This is a genomic window from Methylobacterium sp. CCH5-D2 (assembly GCF_001556475.1).
GTDB lineage: Bacteria > Pseudomonadota > Alphaproteobacteria > Rhizobiales > Beijerinckiaceae > Methylobacterium > Methylobacterium hispanicum.
In genome coordinates, this window is sequence record NZ_LSIX01000247.1 from 1 (window position 1) to 14,147 (window position 14,147).

At 71.2% G+C, this 14,147-nt stretch carries 10 protein-coding genes and 2 pseudogenes; 10 read left to right on the plus strand and 2 right to left on the minus strand.

Translation table 11 applies throughout. The features are described from left to right. The 6 genes from AX737_RS06450 to AX737_RS33015 all read left to right on the plus strand — a co-directional run. Positions 1–1,318: EAL domain-containing protein (locus AX737_RS06450; protein WP_066919965.1), on the plus strand; the 1,318-nt coding region annotated here is incomplete at its 5' end. A gap of 41 nt (positions 1,319–1,359) precedes the next feature. Continuing rightward, on the plus strand, positions 1,360–2,232 hold the full coding sequence (locus AX737_RS06455) for a BLUF domain-containing protein (RefSeq protein WP_066919966.1): 873 nt from the start codon (positions 1,360–1,362) through the stop codon (positions 2,230–2,232). A 178-nt stretch (positions 2,233–2,410) separates the two neighbouring features. Then, positions 2,411–3,604 carry a CaiB/BaiF CoA-transferase family protein gene (locus AX737_RS06460; protein ID WP_066919967.1) on the plus strand — a complete coding sequence of 398 codons (1,194 nt, stop codon included), beginning with the start codon at positions 2,411–2,413 and terminating at the stop codon, positions 3,602–3,604. Beyond that, entirely contained in the window at positions 3,601–4,527 is a 927-nt protein-coding gene (locus AX737_RS06465) for a hydroxymethylglutaryl-CoA lyase (protein WP_066919969.1), read from the plus strand. The genes AX737_RS06460 and AX737_RS06465 overlap by 4 nt, the downstream gene beginning before the upstream one ends. Before the next feature lie 119 nt (positions 4,528–4,646). Then, a complete protein-coding gene (dctP, locus tag AX737_RS06470) occupies positions 4,647–5,669 on the plus strand; it encodes a TRAP transporter substrate-binding protein DctP (protein ID WP_066919970.1) in 1,023 nt (340 codons plus the stop codon). A 202-nt stretch (positions 5,670–5,871) separates the two neighbouring features. Then, on the plus strand, positions 5,872–6,045 hold the full coding sequence (locus AX737_RS33015) for a hypothetical protein (RefSeq protein WP_156453559.1): 174 nt from the start codon (positions 5,872–5,874) through the stop codon (positions 6,043–6,045). Positions 6,046–6,115: 70 nt separating this feature from the next. Here the strand turns inward: AX737_RS33015 and gltA are convergent, their stop codons facing one another. Together gltA and gltX are read right to left on the minus strand one after the other, a co-directional pair. Continuing rightward, a complete protein-coding gene (gltA, locus tag AX737_RS06475) occupies positions 6,116–7,405 on the minus strand; it encodes a citrate synthase (RefSeq protein WP_066919971.1) in 1,290 nt (429 codons plus the stop codon). Positions 7,406–7,626: 221 nt separating this feature from the next. Then, on the minus strand, positions 7,627–9,048 hold the full coding sequence (gene gltX / locus AX737_RS06480; protein WP_066919972.1) for a glutamate--tRNA ligase: 1,422 nt from the start codon (positions 9,046–9,048) through the stop codon (positions 7,627–7,629). Positions 9,049–9,233: 185 nt separating this feature from the next. Here gltX and AX737_RS06485 point away from each other — a divergent pair. The 4 genes and pseudogenes from AX737_RS06485 to AX737_RS06500 all read left to right on the plus strand — a co-directional run. Beyond that, positions 9,234–10,163: pseudogene (locus AX737_RS06485) on the plus strand (DUF4131 domain-containing protein); the annotation flags it as partial. 335 nt (positions 10,164–10,498) lie between these two features. Continuing rightward, positions 10,499–10,684 (plus strand): annotated as a pseudogene (locus AX737_RS06490) (ISL3 family transposase); the annotation flags it as partial. 502 nt (positions 10,685–11,186) lie between these two features. Then, a complete protein-coding gene (locus AX737_RS06495; RefSeq protein WP_082772922.1) occupies positions 11,187–12,983 on the plus strand; it encodes a patatin-like phospholipase family protein in 1,797 nt (598 codons plus the stop codon). A gap of 103 nt (positions 12,984–13,086) precedes the next feature. After that, positions 13,087–14,147 (plus strand): glycosyltransferase (locus AX737_RS06500; RefSeq protein ID WP_066919973.1); only part of this gene is annotated, 1,061 nt, incomplete at its 3' end.

The window sequence follows — 14,147 nt, forward strand, 5'->3', positions numbered from 1 at the left end:
GGCCCAGGCCGAGGAGATGGCCCGCCACGATCCGCTCACGGGCCTGCCGAACCGCCTCCTCCTGCGCGAGCGGCTCACGGAGGCCCTGGCGCGCCTGAGCCGGATGGGCGAGGCCTGCGCCGTCCTGCTGATCGACCTCGACCGGTTCAAGCCGGTCAACGACACGCTGGGCCACCCGATGGGCGATGCCCTCCTGCGCAAGGTCGCCGACCGCCTGCGCTCGACCGTGCGGCCCACCGACACCGTGGCGCGGATCGGCGGCGACGAGTTCGTCATCCTGCAGACCGGCGTCGGCGAGGCCTCCGACACGCAGGCGCTCGCCCGCCGCCTCGTCGACCTGATCGGCCGGACCTACATGGTCGACGGGCACCTGCTCACGATCGGCGCCAGCGTCGGCGTCGCGCTGGCCCCGGGCGACGGCACCGAGGCCGACACGCTCCTGAAGAACGCCGACCTCGCGCTCTACCGGGCCAAGCTCGACGGGCGCGCCACCTACCGGTTCTTCGAGCCGGAGATGGACGCGCGCATGCAGGCGCGCCGCCGGCTCGAGCTCGACATGCGCCAGGCGCTCGCCCGGCGCGAGTTCCAGCTGCACTACCAGCCGCAGCTCCAGCTGGAGGGCGACCGCCTCGTGGGCTGCGAGGCGCTGATCCGCTGGCAGCACCCGGTGCGCGGCATGGTCTCGCCCCTCGACTTCATCCCGCTGGCCGAGGAGATCGGCCTCATCGTGCCGATCGGCGAGTGGGTCATGCGGCAGGCCTGCCGCGATGCGGCCGGCTGGCCCGCGCCCCTCTCCGTCGCCGTCAACGTCTCGCCGGCCCAGTTCAAGAGCGAGCGCCTGGTCGAGATGGTCATGTCGGCCCTCGCCGCCTCCGGGCTGCCCGCCACGCGCCTCGAGGTGGAGATCACCGAAGGCGTCCTCCTGCACGAGAGCGAGCGGACCCTGCAGACCCTGCACCGCCTGCGGGAACTCGGCGTGCGCGTGTCGATGGACGATTTCGGCACCGGCTACTCGTCCCTGAGCTACCTGCGCAGCTTCCCCTTCGACAAGATCAAGATCGACCGCTCCTTCGTCAGCGACCTCACGGGCGCGGGCAAGGGCGCCGGCAAGGGCGCGGGCAAGGGGGATGGCGAGGCGATCATCCGGGCGATCGCCGGCCTCGGCAGGAGCCTCGGCATGACGACGGTCGCCGAGGGCGTCGAGACGGCCGACCAGCTGGAGCGGATCCGGGCGGAGGGCTGCACCGACGTGCAGGGCTACCTCATCAGCCGGCCCATCCCGGCCGCCGAGGTCCTGGCCTTCATCGCCGCCCGCTGAGCCGACCGACCCGCCCTTCCGCCGCGCTGGAGCCCTTCGCCGTGAGTGACCTGTACCGTCTCGTCTACGCCAGCAAGAACCTCCTGCAGGGATCGGATGCCGAGATCGCGGCGGCCGTCTCGCAGATCCTCGACGCCTCCCGGCGCAACAACGCCGGGGTCGCGGTCACCGGCGCCCTGATGTTCAACGCGGGCGCCTTCGCGCAGGTGCTCGAGGGTCCCAGGGAGGGGGTCGAGAACACCTTCGAGCGCATCCAGTGCGATCCGCGCCACGGCGACGTCACGGTGCTGCAATGCGGTCTGGTCGAGAGCCGCACCTTCACGAACTGGTCGATGGCGTTCGTCGGGCAGTCCGAGGCGGGCCGCACGCGCTGGGACGGCATCGCGGCCGCGAGCGGGTTCGACCTGACGCGGCTCGACGGCGACGCCGTCTTCGCCATGCTGCACGGGCTGGTGCTGGAGGAGGAGGGCCTGCCGGCCGCCGCGAGCCCCCCGGCCGAGCCGTCCCGGCAGGAGGGCGGGCCCGGCCCGGGCCTGGACGTGGAGCGGGTCCGGGCGGAGCTGCCGCAGGCCTTCCGGGCGCCGCAGGCCGTCCGGGACGCCGGCGCGATGCCGGCCTCCGGACAGGCGGCCGGGTCCGTGACGGCAAGGCCCGAGGCGGCCCTCGCCGTCCTGCGCGCGGCCCTCGCGCAGGAACGCCAGATCACGACAGACCTGCGCAACGAACTCGACACGGTGCGGATCGCGCTCGCGATCGAGCAGGAGCTTGCCGCGACGCTCCGCGGGGAGCGCGACCTCTGGGCCGGGCGGGCGCAGGTGCTGGCGAGCGCGATGAGCCGGGAGGCGAGCGCCGTCGCCGAGGACGCCCCCGCCGCCGCAGGCCGCGCCGAGGTCGCCGTCCGCGCCATCGCCTGACGGGCGATACCGGGCCGGCGGGCTTCGGACGGGGCGGGTACGAGCCCCGCGGGGCCGGATCGGCCGGGCTTTCGACGGCGAGCGTTCGATTTGTGCGAACGCAACATGCCGAAATACGGTTGGATCGACCGCTGTCACCTCCGGTATGGAATGCTCGAAGCCATACGGAGGAGATGCCATGCCTGGGCCGCTGAGCGGTATCCGCGTGCTGGAACTCGGCCAGCTCATCGCCGCGCCCTTCGCCGCGCGCCTGATGGCCGAGTTCGGCGCCGAGGTGATCAAGGTCGAGCCGCCGGGCGAGGGCGACCCCTTGCGCAAATGGCGCAAGATGCACGAGGGCACCTCGCTCTGGTGGTACCTGCAGTCGCGCAACAAGAAGTCGATCGCCGTCAACCTGAAGTCGCCGGAGGGCCTCGACGTCGTGAGGCGACTCGCCCAGAGCGCCGACGTCGTGATCGAGAATTTCCGCCCCGGCGGCCTGGAGAAGCTCGGGCTCGGCTGGGACGTGCTCTCCGCCCTCAACCCCAACCTCGTGATGGTCCGCATCTCGGGCTACGGCCAGACCGGGCCCTACCGTGACCGCCCGGGCTTCGGCGCCATCGGCGAGGCGATGGGCGGCATCCGCTACACCACCGGCAGCCCCGAGGCGCCCCCGGCCCGGGTCGGCGTCAGCATCGGCGACACGCTGGCCTCGCTCCACGGCGTCATGGGCGCCCTGATGGCGCTGCTCCGGGTGAAGATGGGCCAGGGTGCGGGCCAGGTCATCGACGTCTCGCTCGTCGAGAGCGTGTTCAACGTGATGGAGAGCCTCGTTCCCGAGTACGACCTGCTGGGCGAGGTCCGCACCCGCAGCGGCGGCGCGCTGCCCGGCATCACCCCCTCCAACACCTATCCGACGAAGGACGGCGGCTACGTCGTCATCGCGGGCAACAGCGATCCGATCTTCCGCCGGCTGATGACGATGATCGGCCGGGCCGACCTCGCCGAGGACCCGGCGCTTCGCAGCAACGACGGCCGCTCGAGACAGGCCGCGATGCTGGACGGCGTGATCAGCGACTGGTCGGCCGCGCGCACCGTCGAGGAGGCGCTCGCAGCCCTCGACGCCGCCGACGTGCCGGCCGGCCGGATCTACTCGGTGGCCGACATCGTGGCCGACCCGCACTACCAGGCCCGCGCGATGATCCTCTCCGCCGACCTGCCGGGCGGCCAGCAGGTGAAGATGCCCGGCATCGTGCCCAAGCTCTCCGAGACCCCCGGCGAGGTGCGCTGGCAGGGGCCGGCGCTGGGCGAGCACACCGATGCGGTCCTCGGCGATCTCGGCCTCGACGCCGAGGGCATCGCCCGCCTGCGCGCGACGGGAGCGGTGGCATGAGCGAGACGCTGATCGTCCAGGAGGTCGCCACCCGCGACGGCTTCCAGATCGAGCCCGTCTTCGTGGAGACGGCCGAGAAGATCCGGCTGATCGACGCGCTGGCCGCCGCCGGCTTCAGCCGGATCGAGGTCTCCTCCTTCGTCTCGCCCAAAGCGGTGCCGGCGCTCTCCGACGCGGCCGAGGTCTTCGCCGGGCTGACGCGCCGCCCCGGCACGGTCTACGTGGCGCTCGTCCCGAACCCGCGGGGCGCCGAGCGGGCGCTCCAGGCCAAGGTCGACGAGATCAACCTCGTGGCCTCGGTGAGCGAGACGCATAACCGCGCCAACATGGGCATGACGCCCGCCGCCTCGCTCGAGGGCTTCGCGCGCATCGTGGAGACGGTCCGGGGATCGGGCGTCGGCGTGAACGCGACCGTCGCGACCGCCTTCGGCTGCCCGTTCGAGGGCGACCAGCCGGTGGACAAGGTGCTGGCCCAGGTGGAGCGGTATCGCGCGCTCGGCGTCGATGGCGTGACGCTCGCCGACACCACCGGCATGGCCAACCCGCGCCAGGTCGCCCACCTCGTCGAGCGGGTGCTGCCCTCGGTCGGCGCGGCGGGCCTGACCCTGCACTTCCACAACACCCGCGGCCTCGGCCTCGCCAACGTGCTGGCCGCCTACCAAGCGGGCGCCCGCCGCTTCGATGCGGCGCTCGGCGGCCTCGGCGGCTGCCCGTTCGCGCCGGGGGCCACCGGCAACATCTGCACCGAGGACCTCGTCAGCATGGCCCACGAGATGGGGCTGGCCACGGGCCTCGACCTCGCGGCCCTCATCGACCTCGCGCGCGACCTGCCGCGCCTCGTCGGCCACGACGTGCCGGGTCAGGTCGCCAAGGCCGGCCGGCCCTGCGACCTGCACCCGGCGCCCCCACTCAAGGCCGCCTGAGCCCCATTCTCGCGGAGAAGCTGTCCCTTCCGGGGGCGGCCCCGCACATGCGACGCGACCCGGCCGGCCCCGAAGGCCGCCGGCAGGGAGCCGCGTCCCCGTCTCGGAGAGGAAACCCCATGATCACACGACGCAGCCTGCTCGCCACCGCCGCGACCGGGGCCGGCCTCCTCGCCTGCCCGGCCGTCCTGCGGGCGCAGAGCCCGAAGGTCCTCAAGCTGTCGCACCAGTTCCCGGGCGGCACGATCGACCAGGGCGATGCCCGCGACCGCATCGCCCGCCGCTTCGGCCAGGCGGTCGAGCAGCGCACCGGCGGCAGCCTGCAGGTGCAGGTCTACCCGACCTCCTCGCTGATGAAGACGCTCGCCCAGTTCAGCGCCGTGCGGAAGGGCGCACTCGACATGAGCCTCGTGCCGCTCTCCTACGCGGGCGGCGAGGTGGTCGAGACCAACCTCGCGCTGATGCCGGCCCTCGTCTCCAGCTACGAGCAGGCCGCCCGGTGGCGCACCGCCCGGATCGGCGAGGAACTCGCCAAGACGCTCAGCGACAAGGGCGTGATCATCCTGACCTGGGTCTGGCAGTCGGGCGCGGTCGCCTCGCGGGTGAAGCCGATCCTCGAGCCCGGCGACGTGAAGGGCGTGAAGATCCGCGGCGGCGGGCGCGAGATGGACATGATGTTCCAGGCGGCCGGCGGCATCGTCTCCACCATGCCCTCGAGCGAGATGTATATCGGCATGCAGACCGGCGCCCTGGAGGCGGCGGTGAGCGCCTCGACCAGCCTGATCTCCTTCCGGCTCGACGAGATGACCAAGAACCTGACCGCGGGGCGCGGGCGCTCGTTCTGGTTCATCCTGGAGCCGCTGATCATGTCGAAGGCGACGTTCGACGCGCTGACCCCCGAGCAGCGACAGGCTGTCCGCGACGTCGGCCAGGAGATGGAGGCGTTCTCCTTCGAGGCCGCGAAGGCCGACGACGAGGAGATCGTGAAGATCTACGCGGCCCGCGGTGCCAAGGTCCACGACCTCACCGACGCGCACATCGCCAAGTGGAAGGAACTCGCCCGCGACACCGCCTGGAAGGATTTCTCGGCCAAGAACGCTCGCTGCGCGGAGCTTCTGAAGCTCGCGGAGCAGGTCGCGTGAGCCACGGCCTCGACGCGGCCGGGAGGCGGGCGGGGCACCGTCCGTAGGCCCGCCTGCCGGGGCGCGCCCCGGGCCCGGCTCCGCAGTTCAACTCCGTGCAGTGGGATGCAGAGCCCGAAAATTGGGACGCTCAGGCATTTTACGCCGCCGCGTCCCGTGCCTTGTTCGCAGGCTGTATCGCGGTGCGACGACGGGGCGGACAATGGATCAGCGTGGCGAGCTTATACCGAACTGGCTGCGTCGGCGACGCTTCTCGCTGAAGGCCAAGCGGCTGATCGCCGTCGCCCTCCGCCGCCGCAGAATCCTGGCGGGCCCGGTGCCGGGCACCGTGGCGACGCGCCCTGCGGGCAACATCATCCCGTTCCAGCGCCGATAGGACACGCGCGACGGGCTGCCGACCGAGGTCGGCAGCCCGTCTTCACGCGTCCGCGGGGTGCGCTGCCCGCTCAGCCCCGCTGATCCAGGGGAACGTACTCGCGCCGGTCCGGGCCGATATAGAGCTGGCGCGGCCGGCCGATCTTCTGGGACGGGTCCTCGATCATCTCGGCCCACTGCGCGATCCAGCCGACCGTGCGGGCGACCGCGAACAGGACCGTGAACATGTCGGTCGGGAAGCCCATCGCCTTGAGGGTGATGCCCGAGTAGAAATCGATGTTCGGGTAGAGCTTCTTCTCGATGAAGTACGAGTCCTTGAGGGCGATCTCCTCGAGCTTCATCGCGACCTCGAGCAGCGGGTCGTCCTGCTTGCCGAGTTCCTTCAGCACCGCGTGGGTGGTGGCCTGCATCAGGCGGGCGCGCGGGTCGTAGTTCTTGTAGACCCGGTGGCCGAAGCCCATCAGGCGGAACGGGTCGTTCTTGTCCTTCGCCTTGGCGACGTAGGCATCGACCCGGTCGGGGGTGCCGATCTCGGTGAGCATCTTCAGCGCCGCCTCGTTGGCGCCGCCATGCGCGGGGCCCCACAGGCAGGCGATGCCGGCCGCGATGCAGGCGAAGGGGTTGGCGCCCGAGGAGCCGGCCAGCCGCACCGTCGAGGTCGAGGCGTTCTGCTCGTGGTCGGCGTGCAGGATGAAGATCCGGTCCAGAGCCTTCGAGAAGACCGGGTTGACCTGGAACTCCTCGCACGGCACCGCGAAGCACATCCGCAGGAAGTTCGAGGTGTAGTCGAGCTCGTTCTTCGGGTAAACGAAGGGCTGGCCGATCGAGTACTTGTAGGCCATCGCGGCCAGCGTCGGCATCTTGGCGATCATGCGGATCGAGGCGATCATCCGCTGCTGCTCGTCCGAGATGTCGGTCGAGTCGTGGTAGAAGGCCGAGAGCGCGCCGACGCAGGCCACCATCACGGCCATCGGGTGCGCGTCGCGCCGGAAGCCCGAGAAGAAGCGGTTCATCTGGTCGTGCACCATGGTGTGGCGCGTGACCCGGTAGTCGAAGTCGGCCTTCTGGGCGTCGGTCGGCAATTCGCCGAACAGCATCAGGTAGCAGGTCTCGAGGAAGTCGCCCTTCTCGGCGAGCTGCTCGATCGGGTAGCCGCGGTAGAGCAGCACGCCCTCGTCGCCGTCGATGTAGGTGATCTTCGACTCGCAGGAGGCGGTCGAGGTGAAGCCCGGATCGAACGTGAAGGCACCGGTCTGCGCGTAGAGCTTGCCGATATCGACGACGTCCGGACCGATGGTCCCCTTCTTAACCGGAAGCTCGACCTGCTTCCCGTCCACGGTAATGCTGCTGGTTGCGCTCATGGGACGTGGACCTCTCCTGGCGAGGGTGCGTTGCCGGCTGCGCGCCGCGGCCCGAAGCCGCGGTCCGCACTCGGGCACCGTCAGCATTTTGCTGCAGGTGCTCACAGGTGCATCGGGTTAGCGGATCGGTCGGACGCCAGCAACGGGGCGGGTGACATCCGCCCCGGAACGCCTAGCGAAATCCGGACCGCGCGGCCGATTCCGTGCGGCCCGGCGGCCCCTTAAGCGGCCTGATCGCGCAGCCGTGCGAGGCTCTCGTCCCGGCCCAGCACCGCCATCACGTCGAAGAGCGGCGGGGACGTTGTGCGGCCGGTGAGTGCTGCGCGCAAGGGTTGCGCCACCTGCCCGAGCTTCACGCCCGCGCTCTCGGCGAAGGCGCGCACCGCGGCCTCGGTCGCTGCGGCGTCCCAGTCCGGCAGGGCCTCCAGCGCCGGCAGCACCGCGGCGAGGCGCGCCTTGCCGTCCGCGCCGAGCAGAGCCCTGGCCTTCTCGTCGAGCGCGAGCGGGCGCGGGGCGTAGAGGTAGTAGGCGCTGTCGAGGAGCTCGATCAGGGTCTTGGCGCGCTCCTTCAGCCCCGGCATCGCCGCGAGCAGCTTCCGGCGCAGGTCGTCCGGCAGCGGCGCCGAGAGGCCGCGGGCCGGGCCGACATGGGGCAGCATCGCCTCGATCGCGCGGAGCAGGTCGGCATCCGCCGCGCCCCGGATGTAGAGGCCGTTGAGGTTCTCCAGCTTGGCGAAGTCGAAGCGCGCGGCCGAGCGGCCGACCGCCTTCAGGTCGAAGGCCGCCACCATCTCGTCGGTCGAGAACACCTCCTGGTCGCCGTGGCTCCAGCCGAGGCGCACGAGGTAGTTGCGCAGCGCCGCCGGCAGGTAGCCGAGGTCGCGGTAGGCATCGACGCCGAGCGCCCCGTGGCGCTTCGAGAGCTTGGCCCCGTCCGCCCCGTGGATCAGCGGGATGTGGGCCATCGCCGGCACCGCCCAGCCCATCGCCCGGTAGATCTGGCTCTGGCGCGCGGCGTTGGTGAGGTGGTCGTCGCCGCGGATGATCTGGGTGACGCCCATGTCGTGGTCGTCCACCACCACGGCCAGCATGTAGGTCGGCGTGCCGTCCGAGCGCAGCAGGACGAGGTCGTCGAGGTCGCGGTTGGCCCAGGTCACGCGGCCCTGCACCGCGTCCTCCACCACGGTCTCGCCCTCGGTGGGGGCGCGCAGGCGAATGACGAAGGGTGCGCCGGCCGGCGCCTCGGCGGCATCGCGGTCGCGCCAGCGCCCGTCGTAGCGGGACGGCTTGCCCTCCGCGCGGGCCCGCTCGCGCATCTGGGTCAGCTCCTCGGCCGTGGCGTAGCAGCGATAGGCGTTCCCCGAGGCCAGCAGGCTCTCGGCCACCTCGCGGTGCCGGGCGGCGCGGGCGAACTGGAACACCACCTCGCCGTCCCAGTCGAGGCCGAGCCAGCGCATCCCGTCGAGGATCGCGTCGATCGCCCCTTGGGTCGAGCGCTCGCGATCGGTGTCCTCGATGCGCAGCAGCATCCGGCCGCCGTGGTGGCGGGCGTAGAGCCAGTTGAACAGCGCGGTGCGGGCGCCCCCGATATGGAGGTAGCCCGTGGGCGAGGGCGCGAAGCGCGTGACGACGGGTGACGACATCGATCTCGGGGTGCGGGTAGCAGCGCGCGGGTCCTTGGAAGACGGGCGGGCTCGCGGGCGAACGGGAACGGGGCGGCCGGCCCTGTGGGGCGCGGCGGCGGTGGCTGTAGCATGGCCCCGCCGATGCGTTAAGAAAGCGTTGACGCGGCGTGAATGTTCACCGCCCGTGACGGACGGCCCGGGCCATGGAGCGGATCGGCGCGCGGGGGAGCGGCGGGAGCCTCGCGCTGGGCATCCCCCTGCGCCGCGCGCCCGGCCTCGCCCTGCCGGCTCTGCGCGGCTGGATCGGTCGCAGCCTTGCCACGGAGGCCGCGCAGCGGCGGCTGTTTCCCTGGCTCGCGGTCGCCTTCGGGGCCGGCATCCTGCTGTTCTTCGGCGTCGCGGACGGCGCGCCCGTCCTCGCCGCGCCGCTCGCCGCGGCCGCCCTCTGCCTCGCGCTGACGCCCTGGCTCGGCACCCGGCCCGCGGCCCTGGCGCTCGCCCTCCTCCTGGCGGCGGCCTTCCTGGGCTTCGCCGCCGCCGCGTGGCGGGTCTCGCGCGTCGCCGGCCCGGTCCTCGTCCGCACCACGATCGGGCCGCTCGCCGGCCGCGTCGAATCCCTGGAGGAGCGCGAGGAGGGCGCACGCCTCGTGGTCCGCGTCGCCCGCTTCGGTGCGCTCCGCCCGGAGGAGACGCCGCGGCGGGTGCGGGTGTCGTTCAGGAAGGCGCCGCCCGTGAAGCCGGGCGACGCGATCGAGGCGAGCGCCCGCCTGCTGCCGCCGCCGGAAGCCGCCCGGCCCGGCGGCTACGATTTCGCCCGGGACGCGTGGTTCCGCGGCATCGGCGCCGTCGGCTCGCTGACCGGCAAGATCGTGGTGCGGCCGCCCGCCGAGGAACCGGACCTGCCCGCGCGCCTCGCCGCCCTCGTGGACGCGGCGCGCAACGCTCTGACCCGGCGCATCGCCGAGGCGACGGGGGGCCAGGCCGGCGCGGTGGCCGCGGCGCTGGTCACCGGCAAGCGGGGCCTGATCGCGCCCGCCACCAGCGAGACCCTGCGGGCGGCGGGGATCTACCACGTCGTGACAAGTGCAAGGGTTGGCCGGCATTTCCTGGACGCGTCCCTTGCAGCAGGAATGCGTCATCGATCCAGGGCCGTCGATCTAAGGCATGGCTGATCCCGGATCGCTCTCCGTGGGGATCAATGATTCGCGGTCCTGCAGACCAGCTCAGGTCATCCCCAAGGCCCGGAGGTCGACCTCGGCCGGAGTACACAAGGATGCCAGGGCCGGCGTGCGGGTCGACCGCCCGACGCGCCATCACCAGTGTCTTGTCGTCGTCCGTCCGTTCGGTGACCCTCTCGCTGTCGAGGAAATCCCTCAGATGGGTGGACAGCCCACGCTGCCGCCCAACCGATCTGCTGCGGCAGGATGATCCGGCAGGGCCGGAGCCCTGGCTGGACGCGGCAGCCGCAACGGGATTGCAGGGCTTCGCTGCCGGCCTGCGCCAGGATCTGGATGCCGTACGGGCTGCGATCACACAGCCCTGGAACGACGGGCCGGTGGAAGGTCAGGTCAACCGCCTTAAGCTGATCAAGCGGCAGATGTACGATCGTGCCGGCTTCGACCTTTTGCAGCAGCGGGTGCTCCATGCGGCGTGATCAACGGCCAGGAGCCGGTGCAACTTAACCAATCACCCGTCAGCAACAGAAGTGCGGCTGAATCAAAGTTCGGTGCTTATCGACACTTGGCATTGCGGGCGGTGAGGTAGAGCCGCCGACGCTCGCGCGAGAACTGCAGTCCGTCAAGCTTTTATTCAAGCTATTGGACACCCGGGTCAGGGCTGGCTGGGCCACGTCGCAGCGGTCGGCCCCTTTATAAAACTCCCACGGATCGACACTGCCAGGAAATGACGAGATTCGTGCAATTCCAATGCCGCTGCCATCCGCCATTGTAAAGCGGAAGAGCGAATTCGTTTCTTTCCAATGCCGTAATGGCATCGACAAGAATGTTTAAGGGCATTGGCGTGAGCCAAGCGAGGCATCCACCCTCCGACCGCCAAGACTGCCGTCGATGGAGGAGACGATGCCGGCGGCCCAGGATCGCGAGCGTCAAAAAGATCGCGCCGACGTAGCCTCACCAGAGCCCGCCAGGATCCGCATCATGCACGAGCGACAGACGGAGGCAGAATGCCTCGACGCCTGCAACGCACCGCCCGACCCGGCACTTGCCGTCTCGGAGCGCGCTCAGATCCCGTTCCTGTCCGGCCTCGACGAGGACGCCGCCGACGCGATCCGGTCGCGGATGACCTCGGTTGCCGTCGCCGGGGGGCGGACGCTGTTCAGAGAGGGGGACGAGGCCGACGCGCTCTATACCCTGGTGAGCGGCTCGGTGGGCCTCTCGACGCGCGACCCGCGGGACGGGAGCGTTCGCCGCCTCTTTCGACTCGCCCCCCCGGACAGCGTCGGCGAACTTGCCCTGCTCGCCGGCGAGCCGCGCTCGGTCACCGCGACGGCGCTCCGCGACAGTCACCTCCTCCGGCTCCCTCGGGCGGGGTTCGAAGATCTGATCACCCGCCATCCCGGTACGCTGCTGTACTTCGCCCGCATCCTGGCGAAGCGGCTGACCACCGCTCATACCGGAGTGACCCTGGGGCATGCGCCGCGGAGCTTCGCCTTGATGGCGGTGACGGAGGGGCTCAGGGCCGCGCCCTTCGGCGAGAGGCTGGCCCACGCGCTGGATGCCGCGCTTCCCGGGCGGACCGGCTGCCTCACCGAATGGCCGCCGGAGGCCGATGAGGCATGGTTCCACCGCTACGAGCAGGCGCACGACCGCACGGTCTTCGTCGCGCACCGGATCGACTGCCCCTGGTGTCAGCTCTGCCTACGCCATGCCGACCACGTCCTGCTGCTGGCCGAGCCCGGCGCTCCGCCCCGGCCCGGGGCCGCTGCCTACCTAGCCTCGATCCGCTCCGACTGGATCCGCATGGACCTTGCAGTGGCACAGCCGGCCGATATCCGCCTGCCGCGCCCCCTCCATCCCGAGGTCGCCGCGCTGCCTTTCGCCCTGCGCCTGCAGGTCCGGGAGAACCACGGGAGCGACTTCGCGCGGCTGGCCCGCATCGCCTCCGGCCACGCGCGTGCCCTCGTCCTCGGCGGCGGCGGGGCCCGCGGCCTCGCCCATCTCGGCGTGTTGCGGGTCCTTGCCGAGGCGGGGCTCGACATCGACCTCGTCGGCGGCACCAGCATGGGCTCGATCCTGGCCGCCAGCGTCGCGATGGACTTGAGCCTGGACGAGATCGAGACCTACACGGTGGCATCCTTCGTCGGGCGCAACCCCCTCAACGATTACACGCTGCCGTTCCACGCACTGACCAGGGGCGCCAAGGTGGATGCGGGGCTGGCCGAGCGGTTCGGGGATGCCCGCATCGAGGATCTCTGGCGTCCCTTCTTCTGCGTGTCCTCGAACCTGACGACGGGCACGGCCATGGTCCACCGGGTCGGCGCCCTCGACCGGGCAATCCGTGCCAGCATCGCCATTCCCGGCCTGCTGCCGCCGGTGGCGAGCGAAGACGGCATCCTCGTCGATGGCGGCATGATGAACAACCTGCCCGCCGACGTGATGGCGGACCTCGACCGCGGCCCGGTGCTTGCCGTCGATGTCGGCAGCGACAGCGCCTTCCAGGCCATGCCGCGGCGTGGCATGGGCGCCCGGGCGGTCCGACGCATCCTCGGCATCTCGGATCAGCTCCCCGGTATCGCCCATCTGCTCCTGCGCTCCGCGACGGTGTCGAGCGGCGCCCAGACCATCGCGGCCGTGACCCGCGCGGCGATCCTGCTCAAGCCCGCCCTTGCGGGGGTGGACCTACGGGCGTGGTCGAGCTTCGAGACGACGGCCGAGCTCGGCTACCGCTGCGCCCGGGAGGCGCTGGAGACGGGCCGCCTGCGGGCCTGGACATGAGCGTCCCCGGTGCTTGGGCGCACGCGATGGATTCGCGCACGGTAACAGAACCTTTCCTGTCGCGAATGAACGGGCATCCATTCCGGTGCTTCAGGAGGCTACCGTGAAAGTCCTGCTCGCCGCGACGCCGCTCACGGGCCACGTCAATCCCATGCTCGCCGTCGGCCGCCTGCTGGCCGACCGAGGTGACTCGGTCACCTTCGTCACCGATCCCGCCTTCGCCCCGCAAGTCCATGCAGCGGGTTTCCACTTCATCCCTTGCCCGGACCATGGGGCTGCCAGCTACCTCGAACCCCACCTGCCGCCCGGCCCGGAGCGCTGGAGCAACGAGTTCGCCCGGCGCTTCATCGACCCCATGCCGGGCCAGGCCGCCCTACTGCGCGAGCTGATCGAGGACGAGGCTCCGGATATGATCGTCGCCGGCAGCATGTTCCTTGGCGTGCTGCCCCTACTCCAGTCGAGCCGGCCGCGGCCGCGCATCGTCGTCCTGAACGTCAGCGTCCTGTTCCTCGACAGGGCGGACGGCGCCCCGGTCGGTCTCGGGCTGCCCCCCGCCCGGGACGAGAACGAGCGCGCCCGCTACCTGACGCTCGGCGCCGCCATCGACCTGGGGTTCGTGGGGCCTGTTCGGGCCCATGCCGACGGGCGGCTCGCGGCGTTGGGTCTGCCGCCCCTCCCAGCTTCCCTCACGCAATCCATCGTCCAACTGCCCGATGTTTTCCTCCAGCAAGGCGTGCCGGGCTTCGAGTTCGAATGCCGGGCACCGCCGCGCAACCTGCGCTTCATCGGCCTTCTCCCCCTTGGCCGGTCTTTGGCGCCGCGCCCGTCCTGGTGGGACGAACTGGACGGCGACAGGGCAGTGGTCCTCGTCACTCAGGGTACCCTGGCCAACGGTGACCTCACGCAGCTCGTCGTGCCGACGCTCGCCGCCTTGGCCGACCGGGACGACCTCCTCGTCGTCGCGACGACCGGCGGGAAGTCCGTCGATGCCCTCGGGACGAAGCTGCCGCCGAACGCCCGGGTCGCATCGTTCCTGCCCTTCGACGCGATCTTCCCCAAGGTCGACGTGTTCGTGACCAACGGGGGCTACGGCAGCGTCCTGCAATCGCTGGCCGCCGGGGTGCCCATCGTGGCGGCGGGCAAGACGGAGGACAAGGCGGAGGT